Genomic DNA, 17,185 nt, shown 5'->3' on the forward strand with positions numbered 1-17,185 from the left:
CGGCCTCACGGGTTCACGAGCAGCGTCGGCGTACTGCCGATCTGCTTCTCGACGTGCTGCCGCTTGCCGGTGCGCGCGTCCATCACGACGAGGTCGGACGTGCCCGTCAGCCCGTAGAACAGCGGCTTGTCGTCCTCGCTGACCTGGATCGACGCGAGCGGATCGACCTTCTGCTGCGCGAGATCCCAGCGCGCGACGCGCTGTTTCGTCTTCAGGTCGTAGACCCATACCTGCGTGCCGGGATCCTTGTGCGTGCCGTCGCCTCCCTTGTGCATCAGCACGTAGTAGCGGTGCTGCTTCGCCTGCACGGCTGTCTGCTGCATGCCGCCCGGGCGCCAGCCTTCGGCGCGCTCGGCATCGGTCAGCAACGACCACGGCTTGCCGAACGCCGGCTTGTCGCCGCTGAAATCGGCGCTGCGCACGTTGCCGTGATACGTCGTGAACAGATAGCCGCCGTTGTAGCGCGACGCGTTGATGAAGGCCGGATCGTTGTCGACGTCGATGAACGCATCGGACATCGTGCGCTTCACCTCCTTGCCGTTCGCGTCGAGCGTGACGGTCAGCGCCTTGCCGCTTTCGCACAGCGCGGTGAAGCGGTCGTTCCGCGACGGATACGCGAGCACGCATGCCGCGGTGTCGATCTCCGACAGCACCTTCTTCGACACGGCGTCGATCACCGTCACCGACGCGGCCGGCGTGATGTTCGCGACGTACAGCCGCTTGCCGTCCGCGCTGAACGCGGTGTTGTACGGCGACGGCACATGCTGCCCGTGTTTCGCCGGAATCACGATCTCGCCGCTGTGATCGAGCGTCGTGTTGTCGGTCAGCTCGACGACGTCGGTGCGCGTGCCGTGCGAGCCGCGCGAGAAATAGGTCGTCGCGATGAAGCTCGTCTTGTGGTCGGGCGAGATCGCGAGGCCGGGTGCGAAACCGCCGTCGATCTGGCCGAGCAGCTTCTTCGCGTCGGCGTCGTACACATAGATGCGCCCGTCGGTCATCGTCGGCATCGCGATGTCGACGACGTACACCGCGTGCGGATGCCACGGCGGCATCTTCTGCACGACGAGTTCCTCGGGCTTTTCCGTCGCGTCTGCGCGGCCGGCCCACGCCGCCGCGAACGCCAGCGTCGCCGCGCAAACCGCGGTGCGTCGCCTTGCTCTCATGTCGCCTCCAGTTGGGATTCACGTTATGTGGGGCGACTGTAGTTCGACAATAAATCGGTTCAGCACCCGGACCGGCAACGCGTGCGTGCCGATTCGGGACATTGGAAAACGGCCTGAAAGGCACCGCGGATCGACACGTTCCGCCCCCTCAAAGACCCTCGCTCGAATAGCGCTCTTCCGTATTGCGCCGACCATTTGACCGGTTTAATCTTGCGCGGTCCGAACGACCACCGGAGGCGCCGTGCTCGTGTTTCATCAGAGGTTCGACGACGCAGATCGGCATGCCGAGGCGCTGCGCGGCTGGGATCAGCGTTACGACCAGATCGGCTCCGGCGCGTATCGCAGCGCGGTCAAGCACGCGGTGCTCGACGGCGTACAGCTATTCCAGGAAACGGCGAACGTGCGCATCATCCAGCGCGGGCGCCTGCCGCCCGGCCATACGGTGTTCGGGATGCCGCTCACCGGCGCGGGCACCTTCGCATTCGGCGATGCGCGCATGGAGCGCGGCACGATCGTGATGGCGCGCGGCGGCGCACCTTTCGAACTCCATTCACCGGACGACATGTCGCTGATCGGCGTGGTAGTCGATGCCACGCTGATGCAGCAGATCGAGGATGCCGCCGATGTGCGGCTCGACGAGCGCGCGCTGCGGCGCGGCGTCGTCGATGTGCCGGTCACCGCGCGCGAACGCGCGAGCGTCCAGCTCGCGACGCTGCTCGAGCGCGTGCTGTCGGCGCCCCATGCGTTCGACGCGGCGCGTGCGCAGTCCGAATTGCGCGGCGAAGTCGGCAACGTGCTCGTCGATCTCCTCACCTACCGGATGCCCGGGCCGCCGAACCGGCTCACGCATGCGTGCCACGCCGACATCGTGCGCCGCGTGCACGACTACGTGATCGAGCACCCGGAGGCGCCCGTCGACATCCTGAGCCTGTGCACGCAACTGCGCGTGAGCCGGCGCACGATGCAGAACAGCTTCCAGTCGGTGGTGCAAACCGGCCCGCTGAACTACACGCGCGCGCTGCGCCTCGCGCAGGTGCGGCGCCTGCTGCTCGACACGCGGCAGTCCGATCTGCCGATCAGCGAAGCGGCCGCGCGCTGGGGGTTCATCCACCTCGGGCATTTTGCGAACGCCTACAAGGCCCAGTTCGGCGAACTGCCTTCGACGACGGCGCGCCGGACGGTGAGCGGCGCAAAAACGCGCTGACGGGCCGTAAAACCCGCGATAATCCCGTGTTGAACGTTCGGCTCCCGCGAGCCGGGCGCGCTGTGCACCTGCCCGGCCGCTCGCCGCACCGTGCCGCGCGGTGCGCGACGCCCACCCGCTTCCACCCCACGCCCCGATGCCAGAGGATTTCCATTTCCTGTTGCTGCCCGGCTTCTCCGCGCTCGGCTTCATGTCCGCGGTCGAACCGTTGCGCGTCGCGAACCGGTTTCGCACCGAGCTGTACCGCTGGCACGTGATCAGCGCGGACGGCGCGCCCGTCGCCGCGAGCAACGGCATCCCGGTCGCGGCCGAAGCCGCGTGCGCGGACGTCGCGCAGGTCGACACGGTGTTCGTGGTCGCCGGCTTCGATCCGCTCGTATGCTACGACCGCGCGCTCGCCGACTGGCTGCGCCGCCAGAATCGCCATGGCGCGACGCTCGGCGGCATCGACACCGGCAGCTTCGTGCTCGCGGAAGCGGGGCTGTTCGACGCATCGCAAACGCTCACGCTGCACTGGGAAGCGCTTGCCGCGTTCCGCGAACGCTACCCGGGCCTGAACGTGACGCAGGAGCTGTTCGAGATCGGCGAGCGGCGCATCACCTGCGCGGGCGGCACCGCGTCGATCGACATGATGCTCGACCTGATCGGCCGACGGCATGGCGCGGAGCTCGCGGCGGCGATCTCCGAGCAGTTCGTCGTCAGCCGCATCCGGCAGCGTTCGGACAGCCAGCGGCTCGAGATCGCCGCGCGCTACGGCGTGCACAACCGCAAGCTGATCCAGGTGATCGGCACGATGCAGCGGCACATGGAGAACCCGCTCGGCTCCGACGAACTCGCGCAGGAGATATCGGTCACGCGGCGCCAGCTCGAACGGCTGTTCAGCGCGACGCTGAACGACACGCCGACGCACTTCTACCTGAACCTGCGCCTCGACCGCGCGCGCGAGCTGCTGCAGCAGACCGACATGAGCATCACGTCGGTATGCGTCGCGTGCGGCTTCGAATCGCCGTCGCATTTCTCGCGCACATACCGCTCGCGGTTCGGCGTGAGCCCGCGCAGCGACCGCCGCGCGACGCGCTGAACGGCGCCGCTTTTGCGTACAATCCGGCGCGCTATTGCGCGCGCCGGCTGCGTTTGCCGCCATTCGCTGAACAATGCCGGCGAATGATCGATGGACCGAAGCAGCCTTCGAAAATAATTTGCAATGTCGCCGAAAATGTTCTGTAACATACCTCGCAAATAGATAGGCAGCCCTAAAGAGATGAGAGCCCGGGGCCGCGCACGTCGCGCCACGCAGGCTGCCAAACCGATATCAATGCCGATCCGAGGGGTATGACATGACGATGCTCGCTTCGCTGTCGCCGCAACTCCCTGCCGTTCGCGTCCCCGCCGCCGCTCCTTCCCGATTCGTTTCGACCTGACGCTTAGTCGTCCTGAGTCAGTCGACGCTCCCAGCACCGCTTCGCCGCACCGGTTCCATCGAGCCGGCGCGCGGGCCGTGTCGTGCCTGCTCGCCACAAGCGCGCGGGCGTGTCCAACCGTTGAGATGAGGATCACGTATGCAGACATCACGCAAAGCATTGCCGATCGCCCTGGGTCTCGCGCTCGGTTTCGGCATCGTCGGCGGCAGCGCGGCCGATTCCAAGGTCGGGAACCCGCAGGCATCGAGCCTGCGCGAAAGCCTGACTCGCGGCGTCGCATCGGCGCCGGCCGCGGCCAGGACCGATACGGCCGCCGGGCAGTTCCGCGCCGACGGCGTCGCCGTCACGCTGTACAACCCCGCGTACCACGCGAAGAAAGCGGCCGCCACGCCCGCCGCCACCGCACGCGACTTCGTCGCGTCGCAGGCGACGCAGCTCGGGCTCGACGCGGCCGCGCTGGCGAGCCTCGCGGTGACGTCGGAGCGCAACGACGCCGACTTCACTGTCGTGCGCTTCCAGCAGCAGGCGGCCGGGCTGCCCGTGTACGGCAGCGAGATCGCGGTGACCGTCGCGAAGGACGGCCGCATCCTGTACGTCGCGAGCAACACGATCAGCGGCGTGATCGCCACCGCGCGCAAGACGCAGGCGGTCGACCAGCAGCAGGCGCTCGACCGTGCCCGCGCGTATCTCGGCGTAAGCGGCTTCACGAATCTCGACGCGCAACTCGTCGCGTTCGTCGACAAGGCCGGCACGCATACCGCGTGGAAGGTGCGCGGCCGCCCGCAGGACGGCCCGAAGGGCGACTGGGAACTGCTGATCGACGCGGGCAGCGGCGACGTGCTGCGCGCCGAGGACAAGGCGTTCTATGCGACCGACGGCACCGGTTTCGTGTTCCGGCCGGATCCGCTGTCTTCGACGAAAAGCAGCTACGGCAGCACGGGCTACAAGGACAACAACGACGTCGATTCCACTCAGCTCACGGCCGCGCGCGTGCGCGTGACGCTGAAGGATCTCGCGCTGTCGGGCTCGCGTTACACGCTGTCGGGACCGTATGCGTCGTGCGTCGATTTCGATGCGCCGCGCGACAACGCGTGCCCGGCGCAGGCAACGCCGGCGTTCGAATTCACGCGCGGCAACCTGTATTTCGAAGCGGTGAACGTGTACTACCACATCGACACGTTCCTGCGCTACGTGAACCAGACGCTCGGCATCAACGCGCTGCCGTACCAGTACGCGGGCGGCGTGCAGTACGACCCGCACGGCGAATCGGGCGACGACAACTCGTCGTACTCGTCGAGCAGCGGCCGGCTGACCTTCGGTCAGGGCGGCGTCGACGACGCGGAAGATGCGGACGTCGTGATCCACGAGCTCGGCCACGGCATCCACGACTGGGTGACCAACGGCGGCCTGTCGCAACAGGAAGGCCTGTCGGAAGGCACCGGCGATTATCTCGCCGCCGCGTACAGCCGCGACTTCAACCAGTGGAGCCCGTCGGACGCGCAGTATCACTGGGTCTACAACTGGGACGGCCACAACGAATACTGGGGCGGCCGCGTGACGAACTGGAACGTCGGGCGCACCTACGCGCAGGCGCGCGGCGCGGAGATCCACACGGCCGGCCAGTACTGGGCTTCGTGCAACCTCGTCGCGCGCGACGCGATCGGCGCGCAGGCGATGGACAAGGCGTTCCTGAAGGGGCTGTCGATGACCAACAGCTCGACGAACCAGAAGGCCGCCGCGCAGGCCGTGCTGACGGCCGCGGCCGCGCTCGGCTACAGCAGCGCGCAGCTCACGGCGATCGGCAACGCGTACAACAAGAGCTGCACGTACGGCGTGACCGTGCCGCAGAAGTCGTAATTTCGCAGCAGGCGGGGGCGCCGCACGACCTGCGGCGCGCCCTTTCCTCGACATCGCTACCCTCACGAGATCGAACATGCCTACTCTGACATTGACCCGCCTGAGCGCCGCGCTGGGCGGCATGCTGCTGACCGTCGCCGCACAGGCCGCGCCCGTATGGATCACGCTCGGCGACACCGCGTTCCGGCAGCTGCAACGCATCGATGCAAGCGCAACCGCCCAATACAGCACGGCGCTCGACGCCGGCCGTGCGGCCGACGGCGGCGTGCGCCGCGAAACCGTGCATATCGTCGAGATCGACGATGCCCGGCTCGGCGAGCTGGCCCACGCGGTACACCGTGCGCGCGGCCACGGGCCCGGCTACATCGTGCACGACTCGTTCGACGACGCGCGCCAGGCGTTGCAGCCGGTATCCGCGGCAGTCGCGAAGCAGGCCGCGCTGCCCGCCTACACGGTGTCGAACGCACCGCGGATCGGCACCTGGATCCAGCAACTGCAGGCCAGCAACATCGTCGGCACGATCACGTCGCTGTCCGGTTTCACGAACCGCTATTACACGACGTCGCATGGCGTCGCCGCGTCGGACTGGCTCGCCCTGCAGTGGAAGCAGCTCGCCGGCTCGCGCACCGACATCGCCGTCGAGCAGTTCGCGCATACCAGCTTCCCGCAAAAATCGGTGATCCTGACGATCCGCGGCAGCGATCCGGCCGCGGGCACGGTCGTGCTGGGCGGCCACCTCGATTCGACGGTCGGCCGCACGACGGAAAACACGCGCTCGCCCGGCGCGGACGACGATGCGTCCGGCATCGCAAGCCTGACCGAGGCGCTGCGCGTGCTGCTCGCGAACGACTATCGGCCGAAGCGGACGATCAAGTTCGTCGGATACGCGGCCGAGGAAGCCGGCCTGCTCGGCTCGAAGGCGATCGCGAAGCAGTTCCGCGCGCAGAATGCGAACGTGGTTGGCGTACTGCAGCTCGACATGACGAACTACAAGGGCGATCCGAAAGACATCTACCTGATCACCGACTACACGAACGCCGCGCAGAACACCTACCTGACGAACCTCGCGAAGACCTACCTGCCGGAACTCGCGATCGGTACGTCGCAGTGCGGGTATGCGTGCTCGGATCACGCGTCGTGGAATGCGCAGGGCTATCCGGCGTCGTTCCCGTTCGAGGCCGACCAGAACGACAGTCCATACATCCATACCGTGAACGACACGCTGGAGAATTCGGATCGGCAGGCGAACCACGCGCTGAAATTCGGCAAGCTGGCGCTCGCGTATGCGGTCGATCTCGGCGGCGACGGCAGCGCGACCGTCAAACCCTGACCACGGCTCGGCCGACTCGGGCCGCACCGGGCGCGCGTGGCATGCGCGCCCGTTCGAGCGCGTTTGCGGTTCCGGATAGAATCGTCGTTCGATCACTTCCGCACCACGGTGCCCCGCCATGACCGATTTCTCCCGCTCACTCGGCGATCTCACGCCCGAGCGCGTCACGACCGCGTTCGACCTGGCCGGCCATACGACGGCGCGCTCGCTCGGCGTCGCACAGGGCATCGTCGTGCGTTCGCGCTCGATCGTCGGCTCGTTCGGCGCGGCGCTGCAGACGATCTTCGGCGGCAACATCACGCTCTATACGTCGCTGTGCGAGAAGGCGCGCCAGCAGGCATTCGACAAGATGCTCGCCGATGCGCGCAAGCTCGGCGCGAATGCGATCGTCGCGATGCGCTACGATTCGACCGAGATCGGATCGGGCATCACGGAAGTCATCTGCTACGGCACGGCCGTGCAGGTCACGCGCGACGCCGGCGCCTGAGCGTCAACCGGGCGCGTCACCCGCGTCACCCGTCACGCGCCGGCCGCACACACGATCGCGCCGATGGAGCCGATCACGCGCACCGCGCCGATCGTCTTGCGCTTGTTCAGTTCGGTCCACAACAGCACGCCCGTCAGCGAAAGCATTTTGAAATAAATAGCAGTGAACGCGGCTGCTCAATGATCGCGTTCCAGCGACCTCATGTTCCGCAAGGTCGGAAACAGCCGCATCCACGTGAGCGCAACGGCGATCGTCGCCGCGCCGCCGACCACGATCGCCGCCGGCGCGCCCCACCATGCAGCCGTCACGCCCGATTCGAATTCGCCGAGCTGGTTCGACGTGCCGATGAACAACGAGTTGACCGCGCTCACACGCCCGAGCATGTCGTCGGGCGTACGCAGCTGCACGAGCGACAGGCGTACGACGACGCTCACCACGTCCGACGCGCCCAACGCCGCCAGCGCGATGAGCGACACCGCGAAATGCGTCGACAGCCCGAACACGATCGTCGCGATGCCGAACGCGATCACGCCGCCGAACATCGCGCGGCCCGGCCGCCCCTTCAACGGAAAACGCGTGAGCCACAGCGTACCCGCGAGCGCACCGACCGCCGGCGCCGCGCGCAACGCGCCGAGCCCCCACGGTCCGACCTGCAGGATGTCGCGTGCATAGATCGGCAGCAGCGCGGTGGCACCGCCGAACAGCACCGCGAACAGGTCGAGCGACAGCGCGCCGAGGATCGCCGGTTCGCGCCGGATGAACGCGATGCCCGAGAACACCGAACGCAGCGTGACCGGCTCGCGGGCCGGCGGCGCGCTGCGCAGCGGAATCGTGCCGCTCAGCACCGCCGCGATCGCGAACGCAACCACGCTCGTGCCGAACGCGGCGGGCGCACCGATGCCGTACAGCAGCCCGCCGAACGCGGGACCGAGAATCTGCGCCGCCTGGTTCGCGGACGTCGACAGCGCGGTCGCGCGCGGCAGGTCGCTACGCGGCACGACGGCCGGCAGCAATGACGACACCGACGGCGATTCGAACGCGCGCGCGGTGCCGACGACCGCCGCGAGCGCATACACGGCCGGTTCGGTGAGCCCGCCTTGCGCCGCGCCGAACAGGAACACGCCGGCGGCCAGCGCCTCGACGCTCTGGCAGATCGTCGCGATGCGCCGACGGTCGTAACGGTCGGCCACCTGCCCGACGACGAGCGTGAGCGCGAACATCGGCACGAACTGCGCGAGGCCGACGAGCCCGAGCGCGAACGCGCTGTGCGTGAGCGTATAGACATACCAGCCGATCGCGACGGACAGGATCTGGAACGCCAGCGACGACATCACGCGCGTGCCCCAGAAGCGCTGGAACGGTGCGTGGCGGAACAGGTTGGCGGGTAACGCGGATGCGGTGCTGGATTCGGGTAACGGGGTGGTCATCGAAGAGGCGTCATCGGAGGGAGCGGGCGATTGGCGATGCGCGATGCGCCCAAACCGCGATGATATCGCCAACCGTCCGCCCCTGCCGCACGCCCGCCCCGCGCTGCGCCGGCGACACCGGCGCACGCTGCACGGCGCCGCCGTCCCACAAAAAAAAAACGCGAACCGTGGTTCGCGCCAAAGAGAGACCTCGCTGAAGACGTCGAAAGATCTACCTCATCCCACTCAGAAAGAATGCCGCATCCCGATCCGCACGTCGGCCTGCGTCTGCGTGGTCGACGGCGTGAAGCTGTAGCCGATCACCGCATCGACACCCTGCGACGCGCGCAGGTAATCGCCGGAGATGTACACGTCGGTGCGCTTCGACAGCAGGTAGTGCAGGCCGGCGGTGCCCTGGTTCCAGTGGTGGCCTTCGAAGCGCGTGTGCTGGTAGCCCGCGATGAAGCTCAGCGCCGGTGTGAACTGATACAGGCCGCCACCTTCGTACACCTGCATGTGCGACGACTGGCCGAAGCCCTTGATCGTCGTGTACGAGTAGTTCGCGTCGAGCGTCAGCTTGCCGATCGTGTAGCTCGTGCCGACACCGAACGTGCCCTGGCTGTCGACGTCCATCGCGGTATTCCCGAACAGATCGGTGCGCGCGCCGGTCGCGGGATCGACGGTGACGGTCTGCTGGCCGAGGAACGTATGCGTGCCGATCATCGCGTACGGGTCGAACGCGTAGATGCCGTTCGGGTTGTTCAGTCGCGTGTATGCGGCGCCGATCGAGAAGTCGCCCTTCGTGTAGCTCGCGCCCGCGCTCCATGCGCTGTTGCGGTGGAAGTTGCCGGCGACGTTGCCGAACGAGTACATCGCGCCGAACTTGAAGCCGCTCAGGTCGTTCGACAGGAATTTGACCGAGTTCGGCAGGCGGTCGCCGTTGAAGCGGTCGAAGTCGCCCTGGTGGATCGCATAGCCGCTGCCCCACGCGGAGATGTTGTAGATCGACACGAGCTCGTTGGTGATGTCGAGCTGGTTGCCGAACGACAGCGTGCCCCAGTCGTTCTGCAGACCGACATAAGCCTGCCGACCGAACTCCGACCCGCCGAAGCCGAGCTGCCCGTTGCCGAGGTGGAAACCGCTCTCGAGGGCGAACACGGCCTTCAGGCCGCCGCCGAGATCTTCCGTGCCTTTCAGGCCGAAACGGTTCCCGTATGAGACGCCGTCGTCGAACTTGACCACGTGCGACCCGCCCGTGTTGTTCACGTAGGTGATGCCCGCGTCGAGAATCCCGTACAGCGTCACGCTGCTCTGCGCGTGGCCGATGGCCGGAATACAGGCCGCGCATGCAAGCGCAGCGGCTACGGCAACTTTCTTTTGCTTCATTGTCGACCACCCTCCCTGAACCGTTCGATGGAAAGAACCGTGGCCTGGCGCGCGCCGCAATACGCCGGCTGATTCGAATTCGGTACGTCTGCTAGCTTCGGTATTTCGTTTTCCGCAATAACGTAGCCATTGGCGAAAAATACAAACCCATATTTCGGGCCACCCGTCTGAAGGCGACACCAAATGGTCTCGATGCGACTGTTCGGGAAAACACGGAGACGGGCGGCGCGGCAAAAACCGGCCGCCCGGAGGCAGGTCAGCGGGCGTCGAGCGCCGCGCGCACGGCCGGCAGCGCCGGCGTGCCGGATGCGGTCGTCACGCCGTCCAGCCAGCCCTCGACGAGCGCCGGGTCGGCCTTCAGCAGGTGCTGCGCCGCGAGCGCGGGCGACGTCTTGTGGTCGAGCATGTCGGCGATGATCCGGTTCTCGACGTCGACGGAGAACGTCATCTGGCGGAACAGGCGCGCGAGATTTGCGCACTGGCCGGCAAAGCCCGGACGCGTTACCGTGTTGACCGTCGCGCCGCCGTAGTTCGGACCGAAATACGCGTCGCCGCCCGACAGGTAGGTCAGGTGGAACTTGGTGTTCATCAGGTGCGGCTCCCACGCCAGAAACACGATCCAGCGCTTGTCGCGCACCGCACGCTCGACCTGCGTGAGCATGCCCGTCTCGCTCGATTCGACGAGCGACCAGTTCGCCGGGCCGAGCGCATGGTCGGACAGCATCCGCTTGATGTTCTGGTTCGCGGGCGCGCCGGGCTCGATCCCGTAGATCTTGTCGCCGAAGCGATCGGCGTAGCGCGCGAGATCGGCGAACGTGTGCACGCCCGCGGCCGCGACGTAGTCGGGCACGGCCAGCGTGAACTTCGCGCCGCTCAGGTTCGCGTGCAGCACGTCGATCGACTTCTCGTCGACGAACGGCTTCACGAGCGGCGCCTGCGCGGGCATCCAGTTGCCGAGGAACACGTCGACCTGCCCTTTCTTCAAGCCCTGGTACGTGATCGGTACCGACAGGTTCGCGACGTCCTGCCGGTAGCCGAGCGCCTTCAGCACGACGCCGGCCATCGCGTTCGTCGCGTCGATGTCCGTCCAGCCGGGCGCCGCCATCTTCACGTCGCGACACGTCTGCGGATCGGCCGCGTGCGCGGGCTGCGTCGCCAGCACGCATGCGGCCGCGGCGAGTGCCGTGCCGAGCCTGCGGATTGCTGCATGGGATTGCCGTTTCATGGTGCGTCTCCTTCGTCGTTCGTCAATGACCGTGTGCGAATCGTTCAGCGCCCGACGCGCGGAAAGCGCGCCATCGCTTCGAGCGTATCGAGTTCGATGTGATTGCGCATGTAGCGCTGGCTCGCGTCGGTGAACGGCTGCCAGTCCCACGCGTGGATGCGGCCCTGCGTCGTCGCCGCGTAATGGAAGCGGCGCCGCCGCTGGCTCGCGCGCACCTGCGCGTCGAGTTCCGGCAGGTTCCAGCGCCGCGCGGCCTCCGCGCGGAACGCGGCGAGCACGTCGGCGGCTTCGGGCTGGCCGGCCAGGTTCGTGCGCTCGCGCGGATCGTCGGCGAGGTGGTAGAGCTGGTCGGGGTCCGCCGGGCAATGCACGTACTTCCAGTCGCCGCGGCGGATCATCACGACCGGCGCGACCGCCCCTTCCGCGAGGTATTCGCCCAGCGCGACGTCGTGCGCGGGCGCGCCTTGCAGATGCGGCACGAGGCTCGCGCCGTCGACCGGGTCCGGCCAGCCGCCGGCGGGCGCCGCGCCGGCCAGGTCGACGAGCGTCGGCAGCAGGTCGACGTGCGACACGGGCCCGCGCACGCGCGCGGCGTCGAAACGGCCCGGCGCGTGGACGATCAGCGGCACGCGGCAGCCGCCTTCGAAGAACGTCATCTTGTACCAGAGCCCGCGCTCGCCGAGCATGTCGCCGTGGTCGGACGTGACGATCACGATCGTGTCGTCGGCGAACCCGCATTGCTCGAGCGCGGCCAGCACGCTGCCGAACTGCGCGTCGACGTACGACGTCGCGCCGTAGTACGCGCGGCGCGCGGCGCGGATCTGCGCGTCGGTCGGCGGCGTGCGATCGTTTTCGCAGACGAAGCGCAGCCGCTGCGAATGCGGATCGCTCTGCTCCGCATCGAGCCGCACGGCCGGCATGTCGATCTCGTCGTCGTTATACAGATCCCAGTATTCGCGCGTGATCGCGTACGGATCGTGCGGATGGGTCAGCGACACGACCATGCAGAACGGCCGCGCGTCGTGCCCCGCCGCGCGCTCGCGCGCGACGTCGTACAGCTTCTGCCTCGCCGCGAACGTGACCTCGTCGTCGAAGTCGAGCTGGTTCGTGCGCACGCACGGGCCGGCCTCGAGCACCGAGCTCATGTTGTGATACCAGCTCGGCCGCTCGGTCGGATGGTCCCAGTCGGGCACCCAGCCGAAGTCGGCCGGATAGATATCGGTCGTGAGCCGCTCCTCGAAACCGTGCAACTGGTCGGGTCCGCAGAAGTGCATCTTGCCGGACAGCATCGTGCGGTAGCCGCCCGCGCGCAGGTAATGCGCGAACGTCAGCGTTTGCGCCGGCAATTCGGCGGCGTTATCGTAGGCGCCGATACCCGACGGCAGCTTGCCGGTCAGCAGTGAGAAGCGCGACGGCGCGCACAGCGGGCTCGCGCAATACGCGGCGTCGAACACCACGCCTTGCGCGGCGAGGCGGTCGAGCGTCGGCGTGCGCGCGACGCGGTTGCCGTAGGCCGGCAGCGCGAACGGCGTCAGCTGGTCGGCCATCAGGATCAGGATGTTGGGAGTCGGGTTCGTCATCGCGGTCGTGGGCAAATCGGTGTTCGAACGGAACGGCGCGACGCTCGTGCGGCGACGCAGCCGGCATGACGGACGCGGCCTGCAGAAAGTCCCGCGCGCACCGGCCGCGACTGGCTAGAATCGCGAGAGGCCGGTGCGGCGCCGTGCCGTCCGAAGCACTATCCCCCGCCCGAATTCGGGCGGGAAGGTGGCCGGCCCTTATGAGGCCATTAGAGAGACTTATGTCGAAATCCGAAGCGTTACCGTCGATGCAGGCGCTGCGCGCGTTCGAATCGGCCGCCCGTCTCCAGAGCTTCACGGCCGCCGCGCGCGAGCTCGGCTCGACGCAGCCGGCCGTGAGCCAGCAGGTGTTCCAGCTCGAGGCGGAGCTCGGCGTGCCGCTGTTCGAGCGCAGCCCGCGCGGCGTCACGCTGACGAGCGACGGCCAGTGCCTGTACGAAGCCGTGCGGGTGAGCCTCGATACGCTGCGCGGCGCCACCGCGACGCTGCGCGCGCGCCGCGAGCATGGCGCGCTCACGATCGTCACGGATTTCGGCTTCGCGACCTACTGGCTGATGCCGCGCCTCGCGGGGCTCAAGCGGGTGATGCCGGACGTCGACGTGCGGGTCGTCACGTCACAGGATTACGATGCGCAGCGCGACCACGCCGACATCGCGATCCTGTTCGGCGACGGCCACTGGCCGTCGTGCACGGCCGCACGGCTCTTTCCCGAATCCGTCACGCCCGTCTGCTCGCCCGCGTTCCGCGCCGCGCACCCGCACGTCGCGCGGCCCGACCACCTGCACGCGCTGCCGCTGCTGCACGTGCAGGCGACACGCCCCGAGCGCTGGCTGTCGTGGGCCGGCTGGTTCGATGCACACGGCCTCGACGCGCCGGCCGCCGCGCGCGGCGTGACCTTCAACAGCTACGCGCTGGTGATCCACGCGGCGCTCCTCGGCGAGGGCGTCGCGCTCGGCTGGTCGCCGCTCGTCGACGAGCTCGTCGCATCCGGGCAGCTCGTGAAGCTCGTCGACGCGCCCGTCGTGACGTCGCGCGGCTATTTCCTCGTGCGGCCGCCGCAGCGGCCCGAGCCGGACGCGACCCACGTGTTCCGGCGCTGGCTGCTCGACGCGTGCGCGTGCGCGTGACGGGCTGCCTGACGCCCGGCCACCGCCCGTCCGCCACCCGACAACCGGTCCGCCTGACCGCCCGTCACGCCCGGCCGCGCTGGCGTGCCGATACCAGCCACACGGCGGGTTGGTTCTATCCGCGCCCAAATCGTCCTGATTTACTTGAGTCTCCCGCTACCCGCGTAGCCTGGCGCCCGGTGCGCCGCCGCGCGGGTTCGCGCCCCAAGACATCCGAGGAACCTCATGACCGCCGACTCACGCCCCGATCAATTCGTCCTGACGCTGTCGTGCCCGAGTGCGGCCGGCCAGGTCGCCGCCGTCGTCGGCTTTCTCGAGCGCCATCGCTGCTATGTCGATGCGTTGAATGTGTTCGACGACGATCTCAGCAACCACTTCTTCGTGCGCTGCGTGTTTCATCCGACGGATGAGACGCTGCAGATCGATGCGCTGCGCCAGGAATTCGGGCCGATCGCGGCCGAGCTCGGCGGCCGCGACGGCGACACGCAGTGGGCGATCCACGATGTGAACGCTCGCCCGAAGGTGCTGATCATGGTGTCGAAGCTCGAGCACTGCCTCGCGGACTTGCTGTTCCGCTGGCGGATGGGCGAGCTGAAGATGGACATCGTCGGCATCGTGTCGAACCATCCCGACTTCGAGCCGCTCGCCGCGCAGCACGGCCTGCCGTTCCGTCATTTTCCGATCACGCCCGACACCAAGGCGCGGCAGGAAGCGCAGTGGCTCGACTTCCTCGAGTCGAGCGGCGCCGAACTCGTGATCCTCGCGCGCTACATGCAGGTGCTGTCGCAGGAAACGAGCGCGAAGCTCGCGAACCGCGCGATCAACATCCACCACTCGTTCCTGCCCGGCTTCAAGGGCGCGAAGCCGTATCACCAGGCGCATGCGCGCGGCGTGAAGCTGATCGGCGCGACCGCGCACTTCGTGACCGACGATCTCGACGAAGGCCCGATCATCGAACAGGTGGTCGAACGGGTCGACCATGCGCTGCGCCCCGAGCAACTGCTAGCGGTCGGTCGCGACGTCGAATCCATCACGCTCGCACGCGCAGTGAAGGCGTTCATCGAGCGCCGCGTGTTCCTGAACGGCGATCGGACGGTGGTGTTTCCGTAAGCGCGTCGCGCGCCTGGCGCCGCGCTCGTCGGGCGGCGAGCAAATAAAAAACCGACCGGCACCTGCCGGTCGGTTTTTTATCGCGTGGCGTTCGACGCGTCGCGCGACGGCCCCGGGTACGGCAGCCGGATTCGTCGCGCGGGCGCGTGCCCGTCACGCGCTTACTTCACCCACGCGAAGTAGTACGACAGCCAGATCGTGAGCCCCGCGCCGAGCAGCGCCGCATACGGCATCAGGTTCAGCCACAGCGCGCGCTTCGGCACTTCGAGTTCCATGTCGCGCTGCATCTGCTCGGGGAAGCGGCCGCGATCCTGCCAGTAGTGGCGGAACAGGAACACCGGCACGATCAGCAGCATCGCGATCAGCCCGTTGCGCAGCGTGCCGTCGCCCTGCAGGTTCGCGCCCGCGCCGACATAGACGAGGTTCGCGTAGCCGCAAATCGAACCGGCGACGAGCAGCCAGGTCGGGCAGCGGAACGGCCGATCCCAGTTGCCGCGATCCATCCGGTGGATCCAGCCCGACTGAAGGTTCAGGAATACGAACAGCATGTAGCAGACGTTCGAGATCGACAGCACCGTCATGTAATCCGACATCATCAGCAACACGAGGTTGAAGCCGAGATCGGTCCACATCGCGCGCGTGGGCGAGCCGTGCTCGTTCACGTGCGACAGGTACTTCGGCAGCCAGCCGTCGACCGATGCCTGGTACAGCGTGCGCGACGAGCCCATCATCGACGTCATCACGATCAGCAGGATCGACAGCATCAGCATCACGACGACCGCATTCGCGACCCATGCGCCGCCGCCGACGATCCTCGCCATCGCGGCCGCGACACCGGTGCCGTCGCCGATCGCCGGATCGAGCATCGCCTGCGTGCCGAGCGCGCCCTGGAACGCCATCGGTACGAGCGTCATCACGACGAGACACAACGCGCCCGACCAGAAGATCGCCTTCGCGGTGTCGCGACGCGGATCGCGGAATTCGCGCGTGTAGCAGACGGCCGTCTCGAAGCCGTACGACGCCCAGCCGGCCATGAACATCGCGCCGAGCGCCATCGTGACGCCCTGCCCGTTCCACGAGCCGAACGTCGCGGTCGTGAGGTTGCCGTTCGCGTCGTGACCGAGCGGCAGCAGCGGGAGCAGGTTCGACATCGGCACGTCGCCGGTGACGAACGGCACGATGCCGACGATCAGCAGCGGCGTGAGCGATGCAATGCCGAGAATGCGCTGCGTGCGCGCAGCCTTCGACGCGCCGCTGTGCTGAAGCTTGAACGTGATGAGAAGCAGAATCGTCGCGATGATGAACGTCGCGTTGATTCGCAGCGAAAGGCCCGGCTTGATGAAACCGAGATCCGCGATCTTGAGCTGCCAGTGCAGCACCGCCGCATCGGCGGGAAAGAGACTCGTGAGCGCATAGCTCGCCGCGAGGCCGCAGCCGAGCGCGAGCATCGGCGACCACGCGAGCCAGTTGCACCACACTGACACCGGGGCAATCAGCTTGCTGTAACGGACCCAGCCGATCGCGCCATACACCGACGCGCCGCCCGATTTATGGGGAAATAGCCCCGATATTTCCGCATAAGTCGCGCTCTGAATCAGCCCCATCGTGATCGCGGCGATCCAGATCGCCCACGCGGGCTGGCCGATCGTCGCGCATACGCCGCCGATCGTGAACAGCACGCCTGCCGGCACGCCGCTCGTTACCCAGAATGCGTCTTTCCAAGTCAGGCCACGATGCAGCGTGTGGCCCGTCGAATCATGTGAGATGGTTGCCTCAACATCACTGGTGCGATTCGCACGCAGTCCTGCCTGACTCATCCAATTCCTCCTCTCGATCAGTGTTAGCGCTTCAGCGCTTACTCTGGTCCGATGCAAAGCAGATGACTCCGC

Annotated in this window: 13 protein-coding genes and 1 pseudogene; 7 read left to right on the top strand and 7 right to left on the bottom strand. The window is 67.4% G+C overall.

The features are described 5' to 3' along the window. Positions 1 to 5 precede the first annotated feature (5 nt). Positions 6 to 1,163 carry an amine dehydrogenase large subunit gene (locus tag SB786_RS09870; protein WP_410727297.1) on the bottom strand — a complete coding sequence of 386 codons (1,158 nt, stop codon included), beginning with the start codon at positions 1,161 to 1,163 and terminating at the stop codon, positions 6 to 8. A 241-nt stretch (positions 1,164 to 1,404) separates the two neighbouring features. Here SB786_RS09870 and SB786_RS09875 point away from each other — a divergent pair, with 241 nt between their 5' ends. The 5 genes from SB786_RS09875 to SB786_RS09895 all read left to right on the top strand — a co-directional run bounded on the left by SB786_RS09875 (position 1,405) and on the right by SB786_RS09895 (position 7,462). Beyond that, positions 1,405 to 2,367 (top strand): helix-turn-helix domain-containing protein, encoded by a 963-nt coding sequence (locus tag SB786_RS09875; RefSeq protein ID WP_410727298.1) that lies wholly within the window; start codon positions 1,405 to 1,407, stop codon positions 2,365 to 2,367. 136 nt (positions 2,368 to 2,503) lie between these two features. Beyond that, a complete protein-coding gene (locus tag SB786_RS09880) occupies positions 2,504 to 3,448 on the top strand; it encodes a GlxA family transcriptional regulator (RefSeq protein ID WP_410727299.1) in 945 nt (314 codons plus the stop codon). A 478-nt stretch (positions 3,449 to 3,926) separates the two neighbouring features. Continuing rightward, entirely contained in the window at positions 3,927 to 5,645 is a 1,719-nt protein-coding gene (locus tag SB786_RS09885; protein ID WP_410727300.1) for a peptidase, read from the top strand. 76 nt (positions 5,646 to 5,721) lie between these two features. After that, complete coding sequence (locus SB786_RS09890; RefSeq protein WP_410727301.1) at positions 5,722 to 6,975, top strand: M20/M25/M40 family metallo-hydrolase; 1,254 nt, start codon at positions 5,722 to 5,724, stop codon at positions 6,973 to 6,975. A 118-nt stretch (positions 6,976 to 7,093) separates the two neighbouring features. Continuing rightward, a complete protein-coding gene (locus SB786_RS09895) occupies positions 7,094 to 7,462 on the top strand; it encodes a YbjQ family protein (RefSeq protein ID WP_166721835.1) in 369 nt (122 codons plus the stop codon). Between the two features lie 32 nt (positions 7,463 to 7,494). On the opposite strand, the pseudogene SB786_RS09900 reads toward SB786_RS09895, so the two are convergent. From SB786_RS09900 to betC, 5 genes and pseudogenes are all read right to left on the bottom strand, one after another. Continuing rightward, a pseudogene (locus tag SB786_RS09900) lies at positions 7,495 to 7,608 on the bottom strand (peptidase); the annotation flags it as partial. Positions 7,609 to 7,638: 30 nt separating this feature from the next. Further along, a complete protein-coding gene (locus tag SB786_RS09905) occupies positions 7,639 to 8,889 on the bottom strand; it encodes an MFS transporter (RefSeq protein WP_410727302.1) in 1,251 nt (416 codons plus the stop codon). 225 nt (positions 8,890 to 9,114) lie between these two features. Beyond that, positions 9,115 to 10,254, bottom strand: coding sequence for a porin (locus SB786_RS09910; protein ID WP_410727303.1), 1,140 nt, complete (start codon positions 10,252 to 10,254; stop codon positions 9,115 to 9,117). 256 nt (positions 10,255 to 10,510) lie between these two features. Further along, complete coding sequence (gene choX, locus SB786_RS09915) at positions 10,511 to 11,479, bottom strand: choline ABC transporter substrate-binding protein (protein WP_410727305.1); 969 nt, start codon at positions 11,477 to 11,479, stop codon at positions 10,511 to 10,513. Positions 11,480 to 11,523: 44 nt separating this feature from the next. Then, positions 11,524 to 13,059 (bottom strand): choline-sulfatase, encoded by a 1,536-nt coding sequence (gene betC, locus SB786_RS09920; protein WP_410727306.1) that lies wholly within the window; start codon positions 13,057 to 13,059, stop codon positions 11,524 to 11,526. 200 nt (positions 13,060 to 13,259) lie between these two features. On the opposite strand from betC, the gene SB786_RS09925 reads away from it, so the two are divergent. Both SB786_RS09925 and purU read left to right on the top strand, forming a co-directional pair. Next, positions 13,260 to 14,186: a choline sulfate utilization transcriptional regulator gene (locus tag SB786_RS09925; protein WP_410727307.1), complete on the top strand. Its 927-nt coding sequence runs from the start codon at positions 13,260 to 13,262 to the stop codon at positions 14,184 to 14,186. Between the two features lie 225 nt (positions 14,187 to 14,411). Beyond that, positions 14,412 to 15,296, top strand: coding sequence for a formyltetrahydrofolate deformylase (gene purU / locus SB786_RS09930; protein ID WP_410727308.1), 885 nt, complete (start codon positions 14,412 to 14,414; stop codon positions 15,294 to 15,296). A 161-nt stretch (positions 15,297 to 15,457) separates the two neighbouring features. On the opposite strand, the gene SB786_RS09935 is transcribed toward purU, so the two are convergent. Continuing rightward, the gene (locus tag SB786_RS09935) at positions 15,458 to 17,113 is read right to left on the bottom strand and encodes an APC family permease (protein WP_410727309.1); all 1,656 of its coding nucleotides are present in this window, start codon (positions 17,111 to 17,113) and stop codon (positions 15,458 to 15,460) included. Positions 17,114 to 17,185 lie beyond the last annotated feature (72 nt).

Source organism: Burkholderia sp. SIMBA_062 (genome assembly GCF_046534765.1).
In the GTDB taxonomy this organism is placed as follows: domain Bacteria; phylum Pseudomonadota; class Gammaproteobacteria; order Burkholderiales; family Burkholderiaceae; genus Burkholderia; species Burkholderia ambifaria.